Below are 25,223 nucleotides of genomic sequence, written 5' to 3' on the forward strand. Positions count from 1 at the left end.
TTGTTATAGGTTGACCCCTATAAAAAAGACTATCGGGAGTGCACTGTTTTATGGCGATTGCGTTACAAATTAGTGCGTGTTAACGCAATCGCGTTACTTATGGAAACAGTCAGTCAGCCCCGGTAGTAACGCTGCGGCACAAATGGCATTTTACTTACACGAAGTGGCACCTTTTTCCCACGCACCAGCGCAGAGACTTCGGTATCCAGTGCGATAAAGGCGCTGTCCAGGTAACCCATGGCCAGCGGGCCGCCCAGGGTCGGGCCGAAGCCGCCGCTGCACACGCTGCCGATCACGGTGCCGTCTGCGTCGACGATTTGTGCACCTTCGCGCACCGGCGTGCGCTCTTGTGGCAACAGGCCTACACGTTTGCGGCTCACACCGGCTTGCTGTTGGGTGAAGATCGTGTCGGCACCCGGGAAACCACCGGCACGAGCACCGTCGGCACGGCGCGCCTTGGAGATCGCCCACAGCAGGCTGGCTTCGATCGGGGTGGTATCGGAGTTCATGTCGTGGCCGTACAGGCACAGGCCGGCTTCCAGGCGCAACGAATCGCGGGCGCCCAGGCCGATGGCCTGCACTTCGGTCTCGGCCAGCAGGCTTCGCGCGAGGCTTTCGGCATTGGCGGCGGGTACGGAAATTTCAAAGCCGTCTTCACCGGTGTAGCCCGAACGGCTGACATAGCAGTCCACGCCCAGCAGGCGCAGCGTGGCGAACTGCATGAAGGTCATCTTGGTGACTTCAGGAGCCAGGCGCGCCAGTACTTTCACCGCCGCCGGGCCCTGCAGGGCCAGCAATGCACGCTCCTCGAACAACGGCTCGATGGTGCACTGGTCGCCGATATGCTGGCGCAGGTGCGCCAGGTCCTGGTCCTTGCAGGCGGCGTTGACCACCAGGAACAGTTCGTCGTTACCCAGGTTGGCCACCATCAGGTCATCGAGGATGCCGCCCTGGTCGTTGGTGAACATCGCGTAGCGCTGCATGCCGACTGGCAGGTCGAGGATGTCGACCGGTACCAGGGTTTCCAGGGCCTTGGCGGCATTGGCGCCGGTGAGGCGGATCTGGCCCATGTGGGACACGTCGAACAGCCCGGCTTGATCACGGGTGTGCAGGTGTTCCTTCATCACGCCCAGTGGGTATTGCACCGGCATGTCGTAGCCGGCGAAGGGCACCATGCGCGCGCCCAGCTCGATGTGCAGGGCATGCAGAGGGGTTTTCAACAGGGTTTCGGTGGACATATTCAGCTCCTGAAAAACGTGCTGGCGCGCCGTTAGGCGTCAGCACTCGATAATGTTGACCGCCAAACCGCCACGGGCGGTTTCCTTGTATTTGCTTTTCATGTCGGCGCCGGTCTGGCGCATGGTGCGGATGACTTTATCCAGCGAGACGAAGTGCTGCCCATCGCCGCGCAAGGCCATGCGCACCGCGTTGATCGCCTTGACCGAGCCCATCGCATTGCGCTCGATGCAGGGCACCTGGACCAATCCGCCAATCGGGTCGCAGGTCAGGCCGAGGTTGTGTTCCATACCGATCTCGGCAGCGTTTTCCACCTGGGAAACACTGCCGCCCAAGACTTCGCACAGTGCGCCGGCGGCCATGGAGCAGGCCACGCCGACTTCGCCCTGGCAGCCGACTTCGGCGCCGGAGATCGATGCGTTCTCCTTGTACAGAATGCCGATGGCGGCGGCGGTGAGCAGAAAGCGCACCACACCGTCTTCGTTAGCGCCGGGGATAAAGCGCATGTAGTAATGCAGTACCGCCGGCACGATTCCCGCCGCTCCGTTGGTAGGCGCCGTGACCACGCGGCCGCCGTTGGCGTTTTCTTCATTGACCGCCAAGGCGTAAAGGTTGACCCAATCGAGTACCGACAGCGGGTCGCGCAACGCCGACTCCGGGTGTTTGCACAGCTGGCGATGCAGGGCGGCGGCGCGACGCTTGACCTTCAAACCTCCAGGCAGAATCCCTTCGTTGCGGCAGCCCGCGTCCACACAGTCCTGCATCACCTGCCAGATTCTCAGTAGCCCGGCGCGGGTTTCCGCTTCAGGGCGCCAGGCACTCTCATTGGTCATCATCACCTGGCTGATGGACAGCCCGTAGGTGGTGCAATGGCCGAGAAGGTCTTTGGCATGCTTGAAGGGGAAGGTCAGCGGTGTGGCGTCCTCGACAATCCGGTCGGCGCCGGCGGCGTCTTCATCCACCACAAATCCACCCCCCACCGAGTAGTACTCGCGGCTGCGGATCTGGATATTGGCGGCGTCGAAGGCACGGAAAATCATGCCATTGGGGTGGTAGGCGAGGGGTTTGCGAATCATCGCCAAGTGTTCTTTCTCGTTGAACGCAATGCTGTGTTCGCCGAGCAGGTTCAAGCGGCCATCCTTGCGCATCTGCGCCAGGCGGGTAGCCACGGTTTCGGTATTTACGGTGTCCGGGTGTTCACCTTCCAGGCCCAGCAACACGGCTTTGTCGCTGCCGTGGCCTTTGCCGGTGGCGCCCAGCGATCCGTAGAGTTCCACCTTGAGGCTGAGGGTGGTGCCCAACAGGTTGTCACGCTTGAGGCCCTCGACGAATCGAGCGGCGGCGCGCATCGGGCCGACGGTATGGGAGCTGGAGGGGCCGATGCCAATCTTGAACAGGTCGAACACGCTTAAAGACATGGTTGTTCTCCGGTTTCTTATTATTTATCAGGTGTACTCGGCCAAAGGTGGGAGCGGGCTTGCTCGCGAAAGCGGTCTCTCAGTTGATACACCTGCTGACTGATCCACCGCATTCGCGAGCAAGCCCGCTCCCACATTTACACCGAGTACATCCTCAGGTTACGCGTAGCTCTCGATCGACGGGCACGCACACACCAGATTGCGATCGCCAAACACGTTGTCGACACGCCCCACCGGCGGCCAGTACTTGCCTTCGATCAATGAAGGCACCGGGTACACCGCTTGTTCGCGGGTGTAGGGGTGCGTCCACTCGCTCACCAGTTCGGCAGCGGTGTGCGGCGCGTTCTTCAGTGGGTTGTCGTCCTTGTCCAGTGTGCCGTTTTCCACCGCGCGGATTTCTTCGCGGATGGCGATCATCGCATTGCAGAAGCGGTCCAGTTCTTCCTTGGATTCGCTTTCGGTCGGCTCGATCATCAAGGTGCCTGCCACCGGGAACGACATGGTCGGCGCATGGAAACCGAAGTCGATCAGGCGCTTGGCCACGTCGTCCACGCTGATGCCGCTGCTGTCTTTCAAGGGGCGCAGGTCGAGGATGCACTCATGCGCGACCAGGCCGTTGCTGCCGGTGTAGAGGACGGGGTAGTGCTCTTCAAGGCGACGGGAAATGTAGTTGGCATTCAGGATCGCCAACTGCGATGCGCGCTTGAGGCCTGCGCCACCCATCATGCTGATGTACATCCAGGTGATCGGCAGGATGCTTGCGCTGCCGAATGGCGCCGCGCACACCGCGCCTTCCTTGCGCTCCATGGCCGCGTGGCCTGGCAGGAACGGCGTAAGGTGCGACTTGACGCCAATCGGGCCAACGCCTGGGCCGCCACCGCCGTGCGGGATGCAGAAGGTCTTGTGCAGGTTCAGGTGGGACACGTCGCCGCCGAACTTGCCGGGGGCGCACAGGCCGACCATGGCGTTCATGTTGGCGCCGTCGATGTACACCTGGCCGCCGTTGTCGTGAATGATGCCGCAGATTTCGCGGATACCTTCTTCGAACACGCCGTGGGTGGAAGGGTAGGTGATCATCAGCGCGGCGAGGTGGTCGCGGTGCTCGATGGCCTTGGCCCGCAGGTCTTCGATATCCACGTTGCCACGGGCGTCGCAAGCGGTGACGACCACACGCATGCCCGCCATGTTGGCGGTGGCCGGGTTGGTACCGTGGGCCGACGATGGGATCAGGCAGATGTCGCGGCGCTCATCGCCACGGCTCTGGTGATAGGCACGGATGGCCAGCAGGCCGGCGTACTCGCCCTGGGAACCGGCGTTCGGCTGCAGGGAAATCGCGTCGTAACCGGTGGCGGCGCAGAGCATGGCTTCGAGGTCGGACGTCAGCTCCAGGTAGCCGGCGCTCTGCTCGGCCGGGGCGAACGGGTGCAAGGCGCCGAACTCCGCCCAGGTCACCGGGATCATTTCGCTGGCGGCGTTGAGCTTCATGGTGCACGAGCCCAGCGGGATCATGGTGCGGTCCAGCGCGAGGTCCTTGTCGGCCAGCTTGCGCAGGTAGCGCATCAGCTCGGTTTCCGAGTGATACCGGTTGAATACCGGGTGGCTGAGGACCGGCGACTGGCGCAGCAGCGCGGCCGGCAGGGTGCTTTCAACCTGGGCGGCGAAGTCCGGCAGGGCCTTACCGTCGGCGAAGATCGCCCACAGGGTTTCAATGTCGGCCTGGGTGGTGGTTTCGTCCACCGATACACCCACACGCTCAGCGTCCACCCCTCGCAGATTGATGCGCTGAGCGCGGGCCTTATCGTGCACGGCGGCAGTGTTGGCGCCAGTGTTGAGCGTGAGGGTGTCGAAGAAGTGGGCTTGCTCGACGTTCTGGCCCAGGGCGGTCAGGCCCTTGGCCAGGATCGCGGTCAGCTGGTGCACTCGCCGGGCAATCTGGGTCAGGCCTTTGGGGCCGTGGTACACGGCGTACATGCTGGCGATGTTGGCCAGCAGCACCTGGGCGGTGCAGATGTTCGACGTGGCCTTTTCGCGGCGGATATGTTGCTCGCGGGTCTGCATGGCCAGGCGCAGGGCCGGTTTGCCGAAACGGTCGACGGACACACCGACCAGACGGCCCGGCATGTCGCGCTTGAACGCATCCTTGGTGGAGAAGTACGCCGCGTGCGGGCCACCAAAGCCCAGCGGCACGCCGAAGCGTTGCGCACTGCCGATGGCCACGTCGGCGCCGAACTCACCCGGTGGGGTCAGCAGCGTCAGGGCCAGCAGGTCGGCGGCCACGGCTACCAATGCATGGGCAGCGTGGAAACGCTCGGTCAGCTCGCGGTAGTCGAACACGTCGCCGTTGCTGGCAGGGTACTGCAGCAGGGCGCCGAAGAACGGGCTGACGTCGGTCAGTTCGCGCTCATCGCCCACCACCACATCAATACCCAGTGGCTCGGCACGGGTGCGCAGCACGTCGAGGGTTTGCGGGTGGCTGTGGATCGAGGCGAAGAAGGCGTTGCTGCCCTTGTTCTTGCTCAGGCGCTTGCAGAAGGTCATGGCTTCGGCGGCGGCGGTGGCTTCGTCAAGCAGCGAGGCGTTGGCGATCGGCAGGCCGGTGAGATCGCTGATCAGGGTCTGGAAGTTCAGCAGCGCTTCCAGGCGGCCCTGGGAAATCTCTGGCTGGTAGGGGGTGTAGGCGGTGTACCAGGCCGGGTTTTCCAGCAAGTTGCGCAGGATCGGCGACGGCGTGTGGCAGTTGTAGTAGCCCTGGCCGATGTAGGTCTTGAACAGTTGGTTCTTGCCGGCGATGGCCTTGATCTTGGCCAGGGCCTCGGCTTCGCTCAGGCCGTCTTCCAGGCCGAGCACGCTGGTGCCCTTGATGCTTTCCGGGATCACGCTGGCGCTCAGGGCTTCCAGGGAATCAAAGCCCAGGCTGGCGAGCATCTGCTGCTCGTCTTCCTGGCGTGGGCCGATATGGCGGGCGATGAATTCGTTGGCGGTGGTCAATTGAACGGTCATTGCGCGCTCCTCAAGCTTCAGCGTTGGCTTTGATCAGGCGGTCATACGCATCCTGATCCAACAGTTTAGCGACCGCACCGGCATCGGCCGGTTTAAAGCGGAAGAACCAACCTTCGCCCATCGGGTCTTCGTTGACCAGCTCCGGGCTGCCATCCAATTTGTCGTTCACTTCGAGGACTTCACCGTCCAGCGGCATGTACACGCCGCTGGCTGCTTTTACGGACTCAACGGTGGACGCTTCAGCGCCCTTGTCATAGGCCTGCAACTCCGGCAGTTGCACGAAAACCACGTCACCCAGCGCGTTTTGCGCGAAAGCGGTGATACCCACGGTGACGCTGCCGTCAGCTTCGGCGCGCAGCCATTCGTGATCTTCAGTGAAACGCAACTCGCTCATGGAAACTCCTCAAGGCCAGATTCGTCTGGTGGACGGGATTGGAATAATGGGGAGTTGTTTAGCAATATCGCGGCCAACCTTATTAATTCGTTATAAATCAATAGGTTAATAAAATTGGCTATAACCCTATGCCCATAAGCTGTAGCGATTTCGCTACAGCTGGGCCTGCGAAAAAAAGCCTATGTGGATCAAAGCCTTGCATGGCGCGCAAAAAACAGGGTTGTAGCGATATCGTTCCACTGTAGCGCTTTCAGTACAGCGGATGTCGTTCTCAGACCAAAATCTGGAATACGATCAAGGTGGGAGCGTGCTTGCTCGCGAATGCGGTGGGTCAGTGATGGGGGGCGAGTTGACACTGCGCATTCGCGAGCAATCCCGCTCCCACATTTTGATCCGCGTTCGGGTTCAGGGTTTGTTGGGAATGCCGTACTTGCGCAGGCGATGAGCGATCGCAGTGTGGGAGGTCTGCAGGCGACTGGCCAGTTGTCGGGTCGAAGGGTAGCTGGTGTAGAGCGTTTCCAGCAGGTTGCGCTCAAAGTCTTCCACCGCCTGTTCCAGGCTGTCGATTTCGCCGTCGCTCTGGCGTGCCACCGAAGTGCCGGCGATGTCCAGGTCGCCAATGTCCACCAGGCTGCTTTCGCAGATGGCAGCGGCGCGGAAGATCACGTTCTGCAATTGGCGCACGTTGCCCGGCCAGCGGTTGCCCAGCAGTGCTGGGTAAGTCCCGGGCGCCAAGCGGCAGACTGGGCGCTGGATCTGCGCGCAGGCCTGCTGCATGAAGTAGCGGGCCAGCAACAGGATGTCCTGGCCACGTTCGCGCAACGGCGGCACTTCGACGTTGAGTACGTTGAGGCGATAGAAAAGATCTTCGCGAAAAGTGCCTTCGCTGACCATTTTTTCCAGGTCGCGGTGGGTGGCGCTGAGGATGCGCACATTGACCTTCACTTCGCGGTCGCCGCCCACGCGACGGAAGCTGCCATCATTGAGAAAACGCAGCAGCTTGGCCTGCAAGTACGGCGACATCTCACCGATTTCATCCAGAAACACCGTGCCCTGGTTGGCCAGCTCCATCAGCCCCGGTTTGCCACCGCGTTGCGCGCCGGTAAAGGCGCCCGGTGCATAACCAAACAACTCGCTTTCCGCGAGGTTTTCCGGCAGCGCCGCACAGTTCAACGCGAGGAATGGCGCGCTGTGGCGCGCACTGATCGCATGGCAGGCGCGCGCCACCAGTTCCTTGCCGGTGCCGGTTTCGCCCTGGATCAACAGCGGTGCATCCAGCGCCGCCACCCGCTGGGCGCGGGCCTTGAGCGTGCGGATGACCGGGGATTCGCCGAGCAGCGCATCAAAGCCTTCGGCATGGTCATGGTGCAGTGCCGACAGTTGTTCGCCGATGCGGTTGGGTTGGTAGAGGGTCAGCAGGCCGCCGGCGTCGGTGATCGGTGTGGCGTCCAGCAGCAGGGTCTGGCCGTTGACGCTGATTTCACGCAGCGGCAAGCGGAAGCCTTGCTCCAGCAAGGTGTCGAGCAGCGCCGGGTCATTGAACAGCTCGCTGATGCTTTCCCCAGCCGGTTCGCGGCCGTACAGGGCGATCAGCGCCGGATTGGCCAGCAGGATCTTGCCCGCGCTGTCCAGCGCCAGTACCGGGTCGGTCATGGCCGCCAATAGGGCGTCGAGTTGCAGGTGGCGACGTTGGCCGGGAAGGATGTCCACCACCTTCACCGCTTGCACGCCCTGCACGCTGAACAGTGCGTCGCGCAGTTCTTCGAGCACGTCGGCGCTCAGGGTCGGCGCATCGATGTAGACGTTGGGCGGCACCATTTCCACCGCATCCAGATTGAGATTGCGCCCACCGAGCAGGGCCAGGACTTCCTGGGTAATGCCGACGCGGTCGATGAAGCTGACGTGGATACGCATGGGGCGGATCTTGATTCTGGAGTGCGGAGGGTGGCCAGTATGCCTTGGAGATGATGGAGATCAAAATGTGGGAGCGGGCTTGCTCGCGAATGCGCTGTGTCAGTCCCTATATTCAGTGACTGACGCACCACATTCGCGAGCAAGCCCGCTCCCACAGGGGATTTGCGCTGTGATTATGCCAGGTGCTCCGGCTTGACCGGATCGCCTGACTTTACATCCAACTGATTCCGTACATCCTCAAACATCATGTCGTACTGCTTGTGCATCGAGCCATTCAACACCGCCACCTTGGGCATTCCATACTTCTGCGCGATGTTCATGGCATGCCGGGCAAAGTCGAACGCCTGGTCCTTGGGCAGGAAAAACTCCTCCTTCAGGTCCTTGCCCTGCACCGAACCATGCAGCTTGAACAGCATCCCCTTGCCTTCCTTGGGATCCTGGCTGACTTCGTAGTCGATACACAGGTTGTAGCTGTAGTCATCCTTGTTCAACGCGTGACGTTCAACGTGCAGGTGACCCGGTTCAAAGGTGGCCATAGGCGTCTCTCCTCTACTTCACAGATAGGTGATGCCAGGTTTTGCCGTGCTGATGCGTGTACCGGCGCTGCCCTGGACGATGGCTTCGATGTCCGAGAGTGAACCGATGACGGCGGTTTTGCCAGTCTGACGGGCGAACTCGCAGGCGGCTTGGACCTTGGGCCCCATGGAACCGGCCGCGAAGCCGAGTTTTTCCATTTCGTCGGGGTGGGCCTGGCCGATGGCCTTCTGGGTGGGTTTGCCGAAGTCGATAAAAGCGGCGTTGACGTCGGTGGCGATCACCAGCAAATCGGCTTTCAATTGCGATGCCAGCAGCGACGAGCACAGGTCTTTGTCGATCACGGCTTCAATGCCGCGCAGCTTGCCGTCCTCGCCGTACATTGTCGGAATGCCGCCGCCGCCGGCACAAATCACGATACTGCCTTTGTCCAGCAGCCAGGTGATCGGGCGGATTTCAAAGATGCGTTTTGGCCGTGGGCTGGCGACCACGCGGCGGTACTTGTCGCCATCCGGCGCAATGGCCCAGCCCTTTTCAGCGGCGAGTTTCTCCGCTTCGGCCTTGGAATACACCGGACCGATGGGTTTGGTCGGGTTCTGGAAGGCGGGGTCCTTGGCGTCCACTTCGACCTGGGTGAGCAGGGTGGCGAAGGGCACTTCAAAGTCCAGCAGGTTGCCCAGTTCCTGTTCGATGATGTAACCGATCATGCCCTCGGTTTCGGCGCCGAGCACGTCCAGCGGGTAGGGTGAGACCTGGGTGTAGGCCGCTGCCTGCAACGACAACAGGCCGACCTGCGGGCCATTGCCGTGGGCGATCACCAACTCGTTGCCGGCGTGAATCTTGGCGATCTGTTCGGTGGCGATGCGAATATTGGCGCGTTGGTTGTCCGCCGTCATGGGTTCACCACGGCGGAGCAGGGCGTTACCGCCCAAGGCTACGACGATGCGCATACAGAGTGTCCTTCTGAAAGTTCTGATGAAGGAACGCGGTCAATGTGGGAGCTGGCTTGCCTGCGATAGCATCACCGCGGTCTGCTTGATAGACCGCGGTGCCTGCCTCGCGGGCAAGCCCGGCTCCCACAGTTGTCCTCATTGCCAACTTAAGATTTAGATATCCGCCAGCGCCGACACCAGAATCGCCTTGATGGTATGCATGCGGTTCTCCGCCTGCTCAAACGCGATGTTGGCCGGCGATTCGAACACGTCCTCGGTCACTTCCACGCCATTGGCCAGGTTCGGATAACGCGCAGCGATGTCCTTGCCCACCTTGGTTTCGCTGTTGTGGAACGCGGGCAGGCAGTGCATGAATTTCACGCGCGGGTTGCCCGAAGCTTTCATCATCTTGGCGTTGACCTGGTACGGCAGCAGTTGCTCAATGCGCTCGTCCCACGCTTCCACCGGCTCGCCCATGGACACCCAGATATCGGTGTGGATGAAGTCCACGCCTTTCACCGCTTCCTTAGGGTCTTCGGTGATGGTGATGCGTGCGCCGCTTTCTTCGGCAAACGCCTGGCACTGCTTGATGAAATCTTCGTGCGGCCACAGCGCTTTCGGCGCGCCGATGCGCACGTCCATGCCCAGCTTGGCGCCAATCATCAGCAGCGAGTTACCCATGTTGTAGCGGGCGTCGCCGAGGTAGGCGTAGCTGATGTCATGCAGCGGTTTGTCGCTGTGTTCGCGCATGGTCAGGGTGTCGGCGATCATTTGCGTCGGGTGGAATTCGGCGGTAAGGCCGTTGAACACTGGCACGCCGGCGAACTTGGCCAGTTCTTCGACGATTTCCTGTTCGAAGCCACGGTATTCGATGGCGTCGAACATCCGGCCCAGTACGCGGGCGGTGTCTTTCATGCTTTCTTTATGGCCGATCTGTGACGACACCGGATCGATGTAGGTGACGTGCGCGCCCTGGTCATGGGCCGCGACTTCGAAGGCGCAACGGGTGCGGGTCGAGGTTTTTTCGAAGATCAGCGCGATGTTCTTGCCCTTCAGGTGCGGACGCTCGGTGCCAGTGTATTTGGCGCGCTTGAGGTCGCGGGACAGGTCCAGCAGGTAGTTCAGTTCGCGGGTGGTGTGGTGCATCAGCGACAGCAGGCTGCGGTTGCGCATGTTGAAAGCCATGATGGATCTCCTTCTGTTTAGGTTATCCCCTTGGCCGGCGCCTTATGGGCGACGGCCAAGGCCTGGAAATTAATAGTCGATAGGGTCGCGGATGATCGGGCAGGTCATGCAGTGGCCACCGCCACGGCCGCGGCCGAGTTCGCCGGCACTGATGGTGATGACTTCCACGCCGGCCTTGCGCAGCAAGGTGTTGGTGTAGGTGTTGCGGTCGTAACCGATCACTACGCCAGGCTCCACCGCGACCACGTTGTTGCCGTCGTCCCACTGCTCGCGTTCGGCGGCGAAACTGTTGCCGCCGGTCTCGACCACACGCAGCGCCTTGAGGTTGAGGGCCGCGGCGACGGTTTCGAGGAAGTTGGTTTTCTCCCGCTGGATGTCGATGCCGTGCGGCTTGCTTTCATCCGGACGCAGAGTGAACGGCACGATCTGGTTGACCACTTCGGGGAAGACGGTGACCAGGTCGCGGTCGCAGAAGCTGAACACGGTATCCAGGTGCATCGCCGCGCGGGATTTTGGCAGGCCGGCAACGATCACTTTTTCCACTGCCTTGTTCTTGAACAGGTTGCGCGCCAGTTGGCCGATCGCCTGGTGGGACGAACGCTCGCCCATGCCGATCAGTACCACGCCGTTGCCGATCGGCATCACGTCACCGCCTTCCAGGGTGGAGGCGCCGTGTTCCTGATCCGGGTCGCCGTACCAGATCTGGAAGTCCGCGTTGGTGAACTCGGGATGGAATTTGTAGATGGCCGAGGCCAGCAGGGTTTCCTGGCGTCGCGCCGGCCAGTACATCGGGTTCAGCGTCACGCCGCCGTAGATCCAGCAAGTGGTGTCACGGGTGAACTGAGTGTTGGGCAGCGGCGGCAGGATGAAGCTGGAATGCCCGAGGAAATCGCGGAACATTTCGATGGTCTTGCCACCGAAGCTGCTCGGCAGGTCATCGGCCGACACACCACCGATCAGGAACTCACTGATTTTGCGCGGCTCCAGGCTGCGCAGCCAGGAGCTGACCTCATCGACCAGGCCTAGGCCGACTGTGTTGGCGGTGATCTTGCGCTCCAGGATCCAGTCCAGCGCTTCGGGGATGGCGACGATGTCGGTCAGCAGGTTGTGCATTTCCAGCACATCAATATCCCGCTCGCGCATCTTGGTGACGAAGTCGAAATGGTCGCGCTTGGCCTGGGCGACCCACAACACGTCATCGAACAGCAGTTCATCGCAGTTGTTGGGGGTCAGCCGCTGATGGGCCAAACCTGGGGAGCACACCATGACTTTGCGCAGTTTGCCGGCTTCGGAATGTACGCCGTACTTCACTTTTTCCGTGGTCATTTCAGATCCTCCAGTGAACACACAATTAAAGCGTCAGGAAGCCGTCGTAGAGGCCATAGGCAGCCACCAGGGCGCCAATGATCACTGCGGCGAAAATCAACTTCTCGACGTTGGTGAATATCGGTTTGCCCAGTTCACGCTTGGCCTTGGCGAACAGGATCGCGCCGGGGGCGTAGAGCAGGGCAGAGAGCAGCAGGTATTTGGTGCCGCCGGCGTAGAGCAACCAGACCGCGTAGATCAGGGCGATGGCGCCGATGAACAGGTCTTTCTGGCGCTCTTTGAGGGCGTTTTCGTAAGTCTCCCCGCGCACCGCCAGCAACAGCGCATACGCCGCCGACCACAGGTAGGGCACCAGGATCATTGAGGTGGCGAGGTAGATCAGCGACAGGTAGGTGCTGGCGGAAAACAGCGTGATTACCAGGAATATCTGCACCATCGCGTTGGTCAGCCACAGGGCGTTGGCCGGCACGTGGTTGGCGTTCTCCTTGCGCAGGAATTCCGGCATGGTGTGGTCCTTGGCAGCGGCGAACATGATCTCCGCGCACAGCAACACCCATGACAGCAGCGCCCCGAGCAACGAAATGACCAAGCCGACGCTGATCAGCACCGCGCCCCAGTGGCCCACCACATGCTCCAGCACGGCGGCCATCGATGGGTTTTGCAGTTTGGCCAGCTCCGGTTGGGTCATGATCCCCAGGGACAGCACGTTCACCAGCATCAGGAACAACAGCACGGTGATAAAGCCGATCACGGTGGCCTTGCCCACATCGGAGCGTTTCTCGGCACGGGCCGAGAAGATGCTCGCGCCTTCGATACCGATAAACACCCACACGGTGACCAGCATCATGTTGCGCACTTGGTTCATCACGCTGCCCAGGTCCGGGTTTTTCAGGCCCCAGATGTCAGCGGTGAAGATGTCCAGCTTGAACGCGAACAGCGCGATCAAAACGAACAGCACCAATGGCACCACTTTGGCGACGGTGGTTACCAGGTTGATGAACGCCGCTTCCTTGATGCCGCGCAGTACCAGGAAATGCACAGCCCACAGCAGCACTGAAGCGCCTATCACAGCGGCCGGCGTGTTGCCTTCGCCAAAGATCGGGAAGAAGTAACCGAGGGTGCTGAACAGCAACACGAAGTAACCCACGTTGCCCAGCCAGGCACTGATCCAGTAACCCCAGGCGGACGAGAAACCCATGTAGTCGCCGAAACCGGCCTTGGCGTAGGCGTACACCCCACCGTCGAGGTCGGGCTTGCGGTTGGCGAGGGTCTGGAACACGAACGCGAGGGTCAACATGCCCACGGCCGTAATGACCCAACCGATCAGTACGGCGCCGACGTCAGCGCTGGCGGCCATATTTTGCGGCAGAGAGAAAATCCCGCCGCCAATCATTGAGCCGACGACCAGTGCAACCAATGCGCCTAATCGAAGTTTTCCGGGAGATTCAGACATCGCATAACTCCAATGCAGGAGAAGAGAGACCACAGAATAAATCCGTGCGCTAATGAAACAGCTGACTCAGATCACTTCATTGGCACATTCCATTGTGAATTAATGACTTAGGGTGCAAAGCCGTGGGCAATAGTTTTCCGCGCAAAGGTGCTTTCCAGAGCGATCTCTACGGTATTGGTTAATCATTTAGTGCTACGTGTGGACGTTTTAAGCTAGCCCGTTTTCCCGAATGTGCAAACTTTTCATAAAGGCGACGATAAGGAACTAAGAAGCGACAGAGTATTCGTCGTATTTAAATTCTAAATAAGCCTAAACCCGATAAACTGTCATGCCCTTGGGGTATTAGCGCGGTGTTTTTATCGCAGTCTCTAATAAACGCTACACTCGCTGGGTTAATTAGTTGAGTGCACAGTTGTCGGCTAAAACTTTTTATTCATTCAGGAGTGTTCATGTCCCAACCCGCCCAGAAACTTCGGCTCAGTGCCCTGATCGCCCTGGTAGTGGGGTCGATGATCGGTGGGGGGATTTTCTCGTTGCCGCAGAATATGGCCGCGCGAGCCGAGGTAGGCGCGGTGCTGATCGGTTGGGCGATCACCGCCGTGGGCATGTTGACCCTGGCCTTTGTGTTCCAGACCCTGGCCAACCGCAAGCCCGAATTGGACTCGGGCGTGTATGCCTATGCCAAGGCGGGCTTCGGCGATTACATGGGTTTCTCCTCGGCCTGGGGTTACTGGATCAGCGCCTGGATGGGCAACGTGGGTTACTTCGTGTTGCTGTTCAGCACCCTCGGTTATTTTTTTCCGATATTCGGTCAAGGCAACACGCCGGTGGCCATCGGCTGCGCGTCCTTGCTGCTGTGGGCCGTGCATTTCCTGGTGCTGCGTGGGATCAAGGAGGCCGCGTTTATCAATCAGATCACCACCGTGGCCAAGATCGTGCCGCTGCTGATGTTTATCGTGATTGCCGGCGTGGCCTTCAAGGCCGAGATCTTCACCCGTGATATCTGGGGCGTGGGCAACCCGAATATGGGCAATGTGGTGGACCAGGTGCGCAACATGATGCTGGTCACCGTGTTTGTGTTTATCGGTATCGAGGGCGCCAGTGTCTATTCGGCGCGGGCCGAGAAGCGCTCGGACGTGGGTCGCGCCACGGTGATCGGCTTTCTGGGCGTGCTGGCGTTGCTGGTGCTGGTGAATGTGCTGTCGCTGGGCATCATGAGCCAGCCGCAGCTCGCACAACTGCAGAACCCGTCGCTGGCAGGTGTGCTGGAACACATCGTCGGCCCCTGGGGCGCGATGGCGATCAGCATCGGCCTGGCGGTATCGCTGCTCGGCGCCTTGCTGTCCTGGGCATTGCTGTGCGCGGAAATCCTCTACGCCACGGCCCATGACAAGACCATGCCGGCCTTTTTGAAAAAGGAAAACGCCAACCAGGTGCCGGTCAACGCGTTATGGCTGACCAATGTCATGATCCAGGTCTTCCTGGTGATCACCCTGTTTTCCCACAGCACCTACACCACCCTGATTTACCTCGCCTCATCGATGATCCTGGTCCCGTACCTGTGGTCGGCGGCCTATGCGGTGCTGTTGAGCGGGCGCGGCGAAACCTACCAGGGTGCCCATGGCCAGCGCATCAAGGACTTGCTGGTGGGCCTGATTGCCCTCGGCTACGCGGTGTGGCTGCTCTACGCCGGTGGCTTGAAGTACCTGCTGCTGTCTGCGCTGTTGTATGCACCTGGCGTGATCCTGTTTGCCCTGGCCAAGCGTGAGCAGGACCAGCCCCTGTTTACCCACGTGGAAAAAGGCATTTTCAGCTGCGTGATCGCCGGCGCTGGGCTGGCGGCGTATGGGTTGTATAGCGGAGTGTTGTCGTTGTGAGACTGGCGTATCAGCCGCCGTATGACTGGGCAGCGATGTTGGGTTTTTTGTCGGCGCGGGCGATCACTGGGATGGAGACCGTGGAGGCTGGCGTGTATCGGCGCAGCATCAGCGTCGGCGGGCAGCATGGCTGGATCAGCGTTGCGCCGGGGGCGGGTGATTGGCTGGACGTTGCGGTGGGCTTTGCGGACAAGGCGGCCTTGCCCGAGATCCAACGGCGCTTGCGCAAGATGTTTGACCTGGACGCCCAGCCGCAACGGATCAACCCGCAACTGGCGACTGACCCGTTGATGGCGCAACTGGTTGCGGCGCGGCCGGGCTTGCGCGTACCAGGCACCTGGGATGGCTTGGAGCTGGCGATCCGAGCAGTGCTGGGCCAGCAAATCACCGTGGTGGCCGCGATTCGTCTGGCAGGCAAACTAGTTGCGCAATACGGTCAGCCGCTGGCAACGCCGTATGCCGGTATCACCCACGTGTTCCCCACGCCGGACGTCTTGGCGGCGGCCGACCTCGCCACCCTGGGGATGCCCAAGGCGCGCGGGCGTACGTTGTCGGGCGTGGCCCAGGCGTTGCTGGATGATCCTGAGGTGTTCGAACCCAAGGCCAGTCTCAAGGAGGGCGTCGCAAGGCTGGTGGCGTTGGCGGGGATTGGCGACTGGACCGCGCAGTACATCGCCATGCGCCAGATGCGCGAGGCGGATGCGTTCGCGTCGGGGGATATCGGGTTGATCAATGCGCTGGCGGCGCTGGAGGGCGGGCCGGTGTCGGCGCGGCAGTTGCTGATGCGGGCCGAGGCGTGGCGACCGTTGAGGGCGTATGCGGCGCAGCATTTGTGGACGTCGTTGCAACGGTCAGATTGATAGTGTCTGTACTGGCCTCTTCGCGAGCAAGCCCGCTCCCACATTTTGACCGAGTGCATCCTTTGGAATGCGGTCGAATGTGGGAGCTGGCTTGCCGGCAATAGCGGATTTCAGCTCACCACTGTGCCCGGTGCGACCCCAATTCCCCAGCCGGTAAATCCCACTGCAACGGTGTGCCGCTGATGGTTACTGGCGCAAGCAATCGGTGCGCCTGGCCCCAGGCTGTTTGCTCCACCACCAAACCCTGATCGCTCAATTCCTCGGCACGCAACGCCGGCTGCTCCGGCACCTGTCCCGTCTCCACCAACAACTTCGCCGTGCGCGCCAGCGACAACCGTGCCGAACCGCCGCGCCCCGACTTCAAGCGTTCGCTCAAGGCCTGAATCGCACTGGCCGCCATCAAGTAACCGGTGGCGTGATCCAGGGCCTGCAACGGCAGCGGCACCGGTTTGTCCACCTGTTTCCAGGCCATGCCTGCGTCGGCAATGCCGCTGCTCATCTGCACCAAACTGTCGAAACCCCGGCGATTACGCCATGGGCCGCTCCAGCCGTAGGCGTTGAGGCTCACGTCGATCAGGCCGGGGGCGAGGGTCGGCAGGGCGCTGGCGGTGTAGCCCAATTGCTCCAGGGCGTCGGCGCGGTAGCCGTGGAACAGGATGTCGGCGTCCTTGAGCAGGTTTTCGAACACCTGCCGGCCTTCGGGGCTCTTCAAGTCCAGGCGGGCGCAGCGTTTGCCCAGGGTCATTTCCGGCACTACGCCGGGTTCGCTCCAGGTGGGCGAGTCGATGCGCAGCACGTCCGCGCCCAGGCCCGCAAGAAAGCGACTGGCCACGGGGCCGGCCAGCACGCGGGTCAGGTCCAGTACCTTGATGCCCGCCAACGGCCGCGCCACTGAGCCGAGCCAGGGTTTAACGCAGGTGGCTTCATCGGTCCGGCGCTGCACCAGCGCCTCGGCATTCACTGCCAGCCCTTGGGGATGCGACTGCCAGGCCTGCCACGAACGCATCTGCGCCGCGCAACCACCCTCGTCGACAATCGCCTGCTCCAGCTCAGCTGCTTTCCATTTGGCCACATAGGCCGCCATCTCGATGCGGTCGGCGGCTTTGCCCAGTACCCGCTCGGCGGCCGCGCGGTGATGGGGCGCGTTGGTGTGCAGGCGAATCCAGCCATCGGCGCTGGCGTAGTCGCCGGCCACCGGGTCCCACAGCGGTGGGACCTCCCAACCTGTCGGGCGAATCGAGGAGGAGAACCAGAAAGACGCGAGGCGCCGGTCCACACTGACGCTGGGCAGGCGCCCGGTCTGTTGCTGGATCAACTGGGAGACGGCTTGGCCGGCGGCGCCGATGCTGGCGCTGGCCAGGTCGGTCACGGCGAAGATCGAGGGCAGGGCGCCAGCTTCGGTAAAGGTCAGCGGCGTTTGTGGCAGATCAAGTGCGGCTTGGATGGGAGTCAGCAGGTCAGTCATCAAAGGCCCTCCTCAAGAGAAGGGTCACTATAGAAGATCAGGCCGGTGTGACAACCCCGGGTTCCAGTGGCAGGTCGATGCTGGCGACAAAGCCGCCGCCTGGGTGGTTGGCCAGAATCAGGCTGCCGCCATGACGTTCGGCGGCGCGACGTGCAATCGCCAGGCCCAGGCCGTGGCCTTGTGCGGTCTGGCCGGGGGCGCGATAGAAGGGCTCGCCCAGCTGGCTCAAGTGTTCGGCCTCAACGCCGGGGCCGTGGTCGCGTACGCTGATCAGGATCCGATCACCCTGACGCTGCGCCTGCAGTTCAATCGGCTGGCCCTGGGGATTGAAGCGCTGGGCATTGCGCAGCAGGTTATCCACCGCGCGTTCGATCATGGTCGGCCAGCCCTTCAGGTGCAGGTCGGTTTCGGCGTTCAGTTGCACTACCTGGTCCGGTGCGCCGAGTTGGGCGTCCTTTTGCAAGGTTTTGAGCAAGGCAGTGAGCTCGACCTCTTCGGCGCTGGCGTTATCGGCATCAACACGGGCCAGTACCAGGATTTCACTGATCAAGGCTTCCAACCGGTCGCATTCGCGGGTCAGGCGCGGCCAGAGTCTTTCCCGCTCTTCGGGGCTGGCGCGTTCGGCCAGCGCCAGGGCAATACGCAGGCGCGCGAGGGGCGAGCGCAATTCGTGGGAGACATCACGCAGCAATTGGCGCTGGCTGCCAATCAGGCTTTGCAGGCGGGCGCCCATGCGGTTGAAGTCGGTGGCCAGCACGCCGAATTCATCGCGGCGATTGGCCAGGCGCGCCAGGCTGTTCTGCTGGTAGGTGGCCTGGCCGAGGTCATGCACCGCGCCGCGCAAACGGCTGAGGGGGCGAGTGATGGACAGTGTCACCAGCAGGCTGAACAGGGTCAGCACCACCAAGGCAATCGCCAGCGCGCTCAACGGCCACAAAAGGCTGCTGCGGTGCCAGGCGTCGAGTTCCGGGTGGGGGATGCGATAGATCAGCAAGTAAGTGTCGCCGGTCTTTTCGCTGGTGTACTCGGCGGTCAGGCGACGCCAGGGCAGGTGGCCGTCCTGGCTGTCATTCTGGCGCGCTTCGAAGGCAGCGGCGCGGCGCGGGAAGGTGCCGCGTACCACCGGCTCGCCGCTTTCATTCAGCACTTGCACGTCGATGTGATACTGGCGTTTGCGCTGTTGCAGCAGGTCCTGGGCCGCGTCCTCGCCCTGGGCTTCGTAGAGCTGGGTCCACTCTTCGGCCAGGTTATTGAGGCCGGGGTGACGGCTGAGAATCCAGGCATCTTGATTGAGCATATGCCCAAGCAGGATCGACAACCCGGCAACCAAGGCGATGGCCAGCCAGAAACTGGCCAGGATGCGCCAGAACAATGAACGCACAGGAAACCCTCAAACAGGAAAAGCCCAGCGGCGGGGGCCACTGGGCTGGGAGTGTTAACGCGGGAGCATTATTGCGCTTTTTGCGGCTGTTGCGCTTTCCAGGCCTGGAATTCCTTCCATTCGGCGCGACGCTGTTCCTGCTGCTTGACGATTTCGTCGAACTTCTTCTGCTGGTCAGGCTTGAGGACCGCACGGATGTCCGCCTGGGTTTTCTGCTTGCCGGCGGCGATCTCGTCCTGCATGGCTTTCTGGTCAGCGGCTGGCAGTTTGTCCAGGTACTTCTTGGTCAGGTCTTTGCGGGCGTGCCATTGGTCACCCATCAACTTGCCGATCTGCTGGCGCTGTTCCTTGCTCAGGTCCAGTTGGCTGAACGGGCCGCCTTTGCCACGCGGACCGTGTTCACCGCCGTGGCCCGGGCCACCCATCATGTGGCCGGAAGGTTCGCCCATCGGGCCTGGGCCTTCAGGCATTGCCGCCATGGCAACGGTGGGCAGGGCAGCGGCGAACATCAAAGCGATAAGGGTCTTGCGCATGGTGATTCTCCTGTCTCTATTCCGGTGAGTCCGGATGTGAGTAGATTACGGAGATCAAGGTCAGCGGCGGTCAGGTGTGGGTAAAGCTTCGGTAAAGAGGGATTTGTCGGTAACTGACAAAACTATCAGCGCCGAGCGTATCCCCTGTGGGAGCTGGGTTGCCTGCGGTGCAGACGACTCGGTACCACAGGCACACCGAGTCGATCCTGTCGCTGCCTCGCTAAAGCTCGGCAGCTCCCACAGGGTTCGGATCGGCGTAGCGCTTAGAGGCTGTAGTAGTAGCCGCGGCTGCGCAACGCCACGATCCGTGGCCGGCCATCCGGGTGCGGGCCGATCTTTTTGCGCAGGTTGCTGACGTGCATGTCCAGGCTGCGATCGTACAGGGTCAGCTTGCGGCCCAGGGCGATCTGCGCCAGTTCCTGCTTGTCCAGCGGTTCGCCGGGCTGGCGCAGCAAGGCTTCCAGCAGGCGGCTTTCGGAGACGGTGAGGGCGAATTCCTGCTCGTCGATGCTGACCACGCCGCGCACCGGGCTGAAGCACAGGTCGCCCAATTCGAGCTGGGTCGACACGGCGGCCGGATGGCTGCGGCGCAATACGGCACGCAGGCGGGCGGTCAGCTCGCGCGGGTCGCAGGGCTTGGCCAGGTAATCATCCGCGCCCAGTTCCAGGCCGAGGATGCGGTCCAGCGGTTCGCCTCGGGCCGAGAGCATCAGCACCGGCAGCTCCGGGTGGTCGTTGCGCAATTGCTTGAGCAGCTCAAGCCCGCTGCCGTCAGGCAGCATCACGTCGAGCACCACCGCTGCCGGAGCGCTGTCGGCCAAGGCTTTGCGGGCGCTCAAGCCATCATGGCAGGCGCGCACCTGGAAGCCTTCCTGGCTCAACCAACTGGTCAGCAGCTCACAGAGCTCCTGGTCATCATCTATCAGTAACAGCTCGCTCATGACTCACTCAATTTAGCCATTGTCGACGGCGACGGTGCCCACCGCTGGCGAAGATCCCGCACAGCAGGGCGATCAGTGCGACGGCCCCGCCGGTGACGAACCACTGTTGTTGCTCAGTCAGCCAGCGGGTCAAGGCGCCGCCCTGTGTCTCTTTGAGTTGCTGGGCCAGGCGTTGGTTCTCTTGGCGAAGGCGACTCAATTGAGTGCTTTCACGGCTAGCGTCGGCACTTTGCAACTGCTTGCTCAGTTCTTCGCGCTGGCGTTCGCTTTCTTTCAAACGTTGCTGCAACTCGGTGATCTGGGCGCCGGCGCTCAAGGACAGGGGCGTGGAGCTGCCGGTGTTCGAGGTTTCTTCAGCGTGGGCCGTAGCCCCGATCATTACCACTGCCAACAGACACAACTGACGTAAGCGCATCGGAACTCCTGATTCCACACGAATATTCAGAATGTTGTCGGCAGGTTACCGAGAATAATGAGCAATTAGGAGTACGCCGAACCGATTAGGCTCGGCGCGGCCGTTATCAAGGCAGGACTTGCTTGAATGGCTTGATCACAACGTCAGCGTAAACCCCGGCTGCCACATAAGGATCAGCCTTGGCCCAGGCCTGGGCATCGGCCAGGGAGGCGAACTCGGCGACGATCAGGCTTCCGGTGAAACCGGCCTCGCCTGGGTCGTTGCTGTCTACCGCAGGGTGCGGGCCGGCCAGCACGATTCGGCCTTCGGCCTGCAGCTGCTTGAGGCGCTCGACATGGGCCGGGCGTACGCTCAGGCGTTTTTCCAGCGAGTTGGCCACGTCGGTGGCAATGATGGCGTAGAGCATGTCAGTCCTCGGTTTTAGGCGTGGTAGGGGCGACGTCATGCAAGTGGCGCGACAGGTAGATGCCCTGGCCCACCAGGAACAACACGGTCATGGCCAGGCTGCCGAACACTTTGAAATCGACCCAGTAGTCCTGGAAGGTAAAGGCCACGAACAGGTTGGCGGCGCCACAGAACAGGAAGAACACGATCCAGGCTACGTTCAAGCGTGTCCACACCGGGTCCGGCAGGGTCAGCGCATGGCCCATGATCCGTTTGATCAGCAGGCGATCACCGATAAAGTGGCTGCCGATAAACACCAGCGCGAACAGCCAGTTCACCACCGGCGCTTTCCATTTGAGGAAGGTTTCGCTGTGAAACGCCAGGGTCAGGCCGCCGAAGACCAGGCACGCGACCAGGGTGAGCCATTGGCTTTTTTCCAGCTTGCGCTGGGAGATGAAGATGGCGCCGTAGACAACGATGGAGCTGATGATCAGGACGGCGGTGGCGCTGTAGATGCCCCCGAACGACAGCTCATGACCGGCGATTTCGATGACCCTGGGGTCGAGTTTGGTAACGATGAAAAACAGCAACAGCGGGATGAAGTCGATGAATTGTTTCACAGTAAGAGCCAGAAGCTGGATGTGGCGGCATAATAACAAACATCCTTGGTAGCGAAAGCGCCAGCTGACTTGAGGTTACACATCCCCGTGAATGTTGATTTGCACTGCCACAGCACGGCCTCCGACGGCGCCTTGGCGCCCGCGGTACTGGTTGCGCGGGCGTTTGAAAAAGGCGTGCGAGTCCTGTCCTTGACCGACCACGACACCCTCGAAGGCCTCGACGAAGCCCGCGAAGCCGCCCATTCATTGGGCATGCAACTGGTCAATGGCGTGGAATTGTCCTGCACCTGGGGCGGCGCCACCATTCATGTGCTCGGCTATGGTTTTGATCAGCAAGCCCCGCCGCTGGTGCAGGCCATCGCCGATTTGCACGATGGCCGCTGGCTGCGGTCCGAAGAAATAAGCCGCAAGCTCAGCCTTAAAGGCATGCCCGGCGCCCTGGAAGGCGCCCGCGCCATCCAGCAGGACCTGGGTGACAGTGGTAATGCACCGGCCCGGCCGCACTTTGCTGACTGGATGGTGCGGGAAGGTTTTGTCAAAGACCGCGCCGAAGCCTTCCGTAAATGGCTGGGCGCGGGCAAGTTGGGGGATGTGAAGCAACACTGGCCGACCCTGGAAGACACCGTCGGGACCTTGCGGGCCTCCGGCGCCTGGGTCAGCCTGGCGCATCCCTGGCATTACGATTTCACCCGCAGCAAGCGCCGCAAGCTGATCAGCGACTATATTGGAGCGGGCGGCCACGCGATTGAAGTGGTCAACGGGCATCAACCTGCCGAGCAGGTCGGCAGCCTGGCGATTCTTGCTCGCGAATTTGGTCTGCTGGTCAGCGCCGGCAGTGACTTTCATGGCCCAGGTGGGTGGTCCGAAATTGGCGAGTATCGCCAGGTACCTGAAGACCTGCCGCTTTTGTCGGGGCGATTCAAGCATGACCCCATTATTGCCACCGTCTGAACAGGTAGAACACGTGAGTCAATTCTTCCAGATTCATCCGGAAAACCCCCAGGCGCGCCTGATCAAACAGGCCGTCGAGATCATTCGTGCCGGCGGCGTGGTGATCTATCCGACTGACTCGTCCTACGCCATTGGTTGCCAGATCGGCGACAAGGGCGCGGTCGAGCGTGTACGGCGCCTGCGCCAGCTGGACGACAAGCACAACTTTGCGCTGATCTGCAGCGACCTGTCCCAGCTTGGGCTGTTCGCCAAGGTCGACACCGGCACCTTCCGCCTGCTCAAGGCCCACACACCAGGGCCCTACACCTTTATTCTCAATGCCACCCGCGAAGTGCCGCGCCTGTTGCTGCACCCAAAGAAGCGCACCATCGGCCTGCGGGTGCCGGAACACCCTATCGCCCTGGCGCTGCTGGCCGAGTTGGGTGAGCCGCTGATGAGCGTGTCGCTGATCCTGCCCGGTGAAACCGAGCCGCTGTACGACCCATACGAAATGCGTCAATTGCTGGAAAAGCAGGTCGACCTGATCATCGACGGCGGCTACGGCGGCAACAAGGCCTCCACCGTGATCAACCTGGCCGACGGCGAACCCGAAGTGATCCGCGTGGGTTGCGGCGACCCGGCGCCGTTCATGGTCGAGGCCTGAATGTCAGCCGTGGAAACCGTTGACCCCCAGGCGGGCGCCCAGCAGGAACTGCCGTTTGCCATGGTGTATGGCCAGGCGGTCATGGAGATGCCGCTGGACTTGTACATTCCGCCGGACGCCCTGGAAGTCTTCCTTGAAGCCTTCGAAGGCCCGCTGGACTTGCTGCTGTACCTGATCCGCAAACAGAACATCAATATCCTCGACATCCCGGTGGCGGAAATCACTCGGCAGTACATGGGCTATGTCGAGCTGATGCAGTCGGTACGCCTGGAACTGGCCGCCGAGTACCTGGTGATGGCCGCCATGCTCGCCGAGATCAAGTCGCGCATGTTGCTGCCGCGCTCGGAAACGGTGGAAGCCGAGGAAGACGATCCGCGCGCCGAACTGATCCGCCGGCTGCAGGAATACGAGCGTTTCAAGGCCGCTGCCGAAGGTATTGATGGCCTGAGCCGCGTGGGGCGCGACGTGGTAGTGCCCAAGCTCGACGCCCCCGAAGCCCGCGCGCGCAAACTGTTGCCCGACGTGAGCTTGGAAGAATTGTTGATGTCCATGGCCGAGGTGCTGCGCCGTGGCGATATGTTTGAAAGCCACCAGGTCAGCCGTGAGGCGCTGTCCACCCGCGAGCGCATGAGCGACGTGCTGGAGCGCCTCAAGGGTGGCGGGTTCGTGCCGTTCGTCGAGCTGTTCACCGCCGAAGAAGGGCGCCTGGGGGTGGTGGTGACTTTTATGGCGATCCTCGAATTGGTCAAGGAGTCCTTGGTCGAGCTGGTCCAGAATGAGCCTTTTGCGGCTATCCACGTGCGGGCGCGAGCCGAATAAAGAGCTGAATCGATGAATCTGACTGAACCCCGCGAACTGGCGCCGCTGCTGGAGGCGTTTCTCCTGGCCTCGGGCAAACCGCAATCCCTGGAGCGCCTGTTCGAACTCTTTGAAGAAGCCGAGCGCCCCGAGCCGCCGGTATTCAAGAAGGCGCTGGAGATTCTGCGCAAATCCTGCGACGGTCGCGCCTTTGAGTTGCGCGAAGTGGCATCGGGTTATCGCCTGCAGATCCGTGAGAAGTTTTCCCCGTGGGTCGGCCGCTTGTGGGAAGAACGCCCGCAGCGCTATTCGCGGGCGATGCTGGAGACCATGGCGCTGATCGCCTATCGTCAGCCGATCACCCGGGGCGAGATCGAAGATGTGCGTGGCGTGGCGGTCAACAGCCATATCGTCAAGACCCTGCTGGAGCGCGAGTGGATCCGTATCGTCGGCTACCGCGACGTGCCCGGTAAACCGGCAATGTTCGCCACCACCAAGGTGTTCCTCGACCACTTCAACCTGAAGAATCTCGACGACCTGCCGCCGCTCGCCGAACTGCGCGAAATGGAGGCCGAGCCGGTGCTCGACTTCGACGACGCCCCGGTCCCGGCCAGCCTGCAGGAAATGGCCGATGCTACCGCCGAGCCGGAAGAACCCAAGGACGAGACCAGTTTCCATACGCTGTTGCTGGAACTGGACGACATGGAACAGGGCATCAAGACCGACTTCGACGACTTGTTGCGTGATGGCGCGGCGGAGCCTGAAACCCAAGTGAACGTGGACGTAGAGCCCGAGCCCGAGCCCGAGCCCGAGGAAGACATCCTCGGCGTGGCCGAAGCCCGGGAAAAACTCCTGGCCGCCGTCGCCGCCCTCGAACAGCCGCCGCTGAGCGACGAAGAAGACGAAGCCCGGGCCCTGGCCGAAGCCATTGAGGCCGAGCGCCGCCAGTTCGAAGACTGACGC

Annotated in this window: 23 protein-coding genes; 6 read left to right on the forward strand and 17 right to left on the reverse strand. The window is 61.7% G+C overall.

Annotated elements, in window-relative coordinates; translation table 11 throughout:
• Positions 1 to 113: 113 nt before the first annotated feature.
• The 10 genes from gcvT to arcD (AB4O08_RS18480) form a co-directional block, all read right to left on the reverse strand.
• Entirely contained in the window at positions 114 to 1,238 is a 1,125-nt protein-coding gene (gene gcvT, locus AB4O08_RS18435; protein ID WP_198729659.1) for a glycine cleavage system aminomethyltransferase GcvT, read from the reverse strand.
• A gap of 39 nt (positions 1,239 to 1,277) precedes the next feature.
• Positions 1,278 to 2,654, reverse strand: coding sequence for an L-serine ammonia-lyase (locus AB4O08_RS18440; protein ID WP_044287770.1), 1,377 nt, complete (start codon positions 2,652 to 2,654; stop codon positions 1,278 to 1,280).
• Between the two features lie 159 nt (positions 2,655 to 2,813).
• A complete protein-coding gene (gcvP, locus tag AB4O08_RS18445) occupies positions 2,814 to 5,654 on the reverse strand; it encodes an aminomethyl-transferring glycine dehydrogenase (RefSeq protein WP_069672750.1) in 2,841 nt (946 codons plus the stop codon).
• 10 nt (positions 5,655 to 5,664) lie between these two features.
• Positions 5,665 to 6,048 carry a glycine cleavage system protein GcvH gene (gene gcvH / locus AB4O08_RS18450; RefSeq protein ID WP_010208126.1) on the reverse strand — a complete coding sequence of 128 codons (384 nt, stop codon included), beginning with the start codon at positions 6,046 to 6,048 and terminating at the stop codon, positions 5,665 to 5,667.
• A gap of 405 nt (positions 6,049 to 6,453) precedes the next feature.
• Positions 6,454 to 7,962 (reverse strand): sigma-54-dependent transcriptional regulator, encoded by a 1,509-nt coding sequence (locus AB4O08_RS18455; RefSeq protein WP_042571241.1) that lies wholly within the window; start codon positions 7,960 to 7,962, stop codon positions 6,454 to 6,456.
• A gap of 173 nt (positions 7,963 to 8,135) precedes the next feature.
• Entirely contained in the window at positions 8,136 to 8,498 is a 363-nt protein-coding gene (locus AB4O08_RS18460) for a DUF5064 family protein (RefSeq protein WP_010208129.1), read from the reverse strand.
• 18 nt (positions 8,499 to 8,516) lie between these two features.
• Positions 8,517 to 9,446 carry a carbamate kinase gene (gene arcC, locus AB4O08_RS18465; protein ID WP_010208130.1) on the reverse strand — a complete coding sequence of 310 codons (930 nt, stop codon included), beginning with the start codon at positions 9,444 to 9,446 and terminating at the stop codon, positions 8,517 to 8,519.
• Between the two features lie 156 nt (positions 9,447 to 9,602).
• Positions 9,603 to 10,613, reverse strand: coding sequence for an ornithine carbamoyltransferase (locus AB4O08_RS18470; RefSeq protein ID WP_010208131.1), 1,011 nt, complete (start codon positions 10,611 to 10,613; stop codon positions 9,603 to 9,605).
• Positions 10,614 to 10,682: 69 nt separating this feature from the next.
• Positions 10,683 to 11,939 carry an arginine deiminase gene (arcA, locus tag AB4O08_RS18475; RefSeq protein WP_010208132.1) on the reverse strand — a complete coding sequence of 419 codons (1,257 nt, stop codon included), beginning with the start codon at positions 11,937 to 11,939 and terminating at the stop codon, positions 10,683 to 10,685.
• Between the two features lie 25 nt (positions 11,940 to 11,964).
• Entirely contained in the window at positions 11,965 to 13,392 is a 1,428-nt protein-coding gene (gene arcD, locus AB4O08_RS18480; RefSeq protein ID WP_010208133.1) for an arginine-ornithine antiporter, read from the reverse strand.
• Between the two features lie 449 nt (positions 13,393 to 13,841).
• Between arcD (AB4O08_RS18480) and arcD (AB4O08_RS18485) the strand changes: the two genes are divergently transcribed.
• Together arcD (AB4O08_RS18485) and AB4O08_RS18490 are read left to right on the forward strand one after the other, a co-directional pair.
• On the forward strand, positions 13,842 to 15,269 hold the full coding sequence (gene arcD / locus AB4O08_RS18485) for an arginine-ornithine antiporter (RefSeq protein ID WP_010208134.1): 1,428 nt from the start codon (positions 13,842 to 13,844) through the stop codon (positions 15,267 to 15,269).
• Positions 15,266 to 16,129, forward strand: a complete 864-nt coding sequence (locus tag AB4O08_RS18490) for a DNA-3-methyladenine glycosylase family protein (protein WP_010208135.1) — start codon at positions 15,266 to 15,268, stop codon at positions 16,127 to 16,129. The genes arcD (AB4O08_RS18485) and AB4O08_RS18490 overlap by 4 nt, the downstream gene beginning before the upstream one ends.
• A 115-nt stretch (positions 16,130 to 16,244) precedes the next feature.
• Here AB4O08_RS18490 and AB4O08_RS18495 read toward each other — a convergent pair whose 3' ends face one another.
• From AB4O08_RS18495 to AB4O08_RS18525, 7 genes are all read right to left on the reverse strand, one after another.
• Positions 16,245 to 17,594 carry a CoA transferase gene (locus AB4O08_RS18495; RefSeq protein ID WP_460114261.1) on the reverse strand — a complete coding sequence of 450 codons (1,350 nt, stop codon included), beginning with the start codon at positions 17,592 to 17,594 and terminating at the stop codon, positions 16,245 to 16,247.
• Positions 17,595 to 17,631: 37 nt separating this feature from the next.
• Entirely contained in the window at positions 17,632 to 18,975 is a 1,344-nt protein-coding gene (locus AB4O08_RS18500) for a sensor histidine kinase (protein ID WP_137206231.1), read from the reverse strand.
• A 68-nt stretch (positions 18,976 to 19,043) separates the two neighbouring features.
• Complete coding sequence (locus tag AB4O08_RS18505) at positions 19,044 to 19,508, reverse strand: LTXXQ domain protein (protein WP_045791687.1); 465 nt, start codon at positions 19,506 to 19,508, stop codon at positions 19,044 to 19,046.
• Positions 19,509 to 19,771: 263 nt separating this feature from the next.
• Entirely contained in the window at positions 19,772 to 20,449 is a 678-nt protein-coding gene (locus tag AB4O08_RS18510) for a response regulator transcription factor (protein WP_003193803.1), read from the reverse strand.
• A 7-nt stretch (positions 20,450 to 20,456) separates the two neighbouring features.
• Positions 20,457 to 20,864 carry a translation initiation factor 2 gene (locus tag AB4O08_RS18515; protein WP_010208139.1) on the reverse strand — a complete coding sequence of 136 codons (408 nt, stop codon included), beginning with the start codon at positions 20,862 to 20,864 and terminating at the stop codon, positions 20,457 to 20,459.
• Between the two features lie 106 nt (positions 20,865 to 20,970).
• Entirely contained in the window at positions 20,971 to 21,270 is a 300-nt protein-coding gene (locus tag AB4O08_RS18520; RefSeq protein WP_010208140.1) for a YciI family protein, read from the reverse strand.
• Position 21,271: 1 nt separating this feature from the next.
• Positions 21,272 to 21,868 (reverse strand): septation protein A, encoded by a 597-nt coding sequence (locus AB4O08_RS18525; protein WP_010208141.1) that lies wholly within the window; start codon positions 21,866 to 21,868, stop codon positions 21,272 to 21,274.
• Positions 21,869 to 21,955: 87 nt separating this feature from the next.
• Between AB4O08_RS18525 and AB4O08_RS18530 the strand changes: the two genes are divergently transcribed.
• The 4 genes from AB4O08_RS18530 (at position 21,956) to scpB (ending at position 25,220) form a co-directional block, all read left to right on the forward strand.
• The gene (locus tag AB4O08_RS18530) at positions 21,956 to 22,819 is read left to right on the forward strand and encodes a PHP domain-containing protein (protein WP_010208142.1); all 864 of its coding nucleotides are present in this window, start codon (positions 21,956 to 21,958) and stop codon (positions 22,817 to 22,819) included.
• Between the two features lie 13 nt (positions 22,820 to 22,832).
• On the forward strand, positions 22,833 to 23,462 hold the full coding sequence (locus tag AB4O08_RS18535; RefSeq protein ID WP_010208143.1) for an L-threonylcarbamoyladenylate synthase: 630 nt from the start codon (positions 22,833 to 22,835) through the stop codon (positions 23,460 to 23,462).
• A gap of 120 nt (positions 23,463 to 23,582) precedes the next feature.
• Positions 23,583 to 24,281 carry a segregation and condensation protein A gene (locus tag AB4O08_RS18540; protein ID WP_164365898.1) on the forward strand — a complete coding sequence of 233 codons (699 nt, stop codon included), beginning with the start codon at positions 23,583 to 23,585 and terminating at the stop codon, positions 24,279 to 24,281.
• A gap of 12 nt (positions 24,282 to 24,293) precedes the next feature.
• Positions 24,294 to 25,220 (forward strand): SMC-Scp complex subunit ScpB, encoded by a 927-nt coding sequence (gene scpB / locus AB4O08_RS18545; RefSeq protein WP_460114262.1) that lies wholly within the window; start codon positions 24,294 to 24,296, stop codon positions 25,218 to 25,220.
• Positions 25,221 to 25,223 lie beyond the last annotated feature (3 nt).

It is taken from the genome of Pseudomonas sp. H3_E07, from assembly GCF_054668895.1.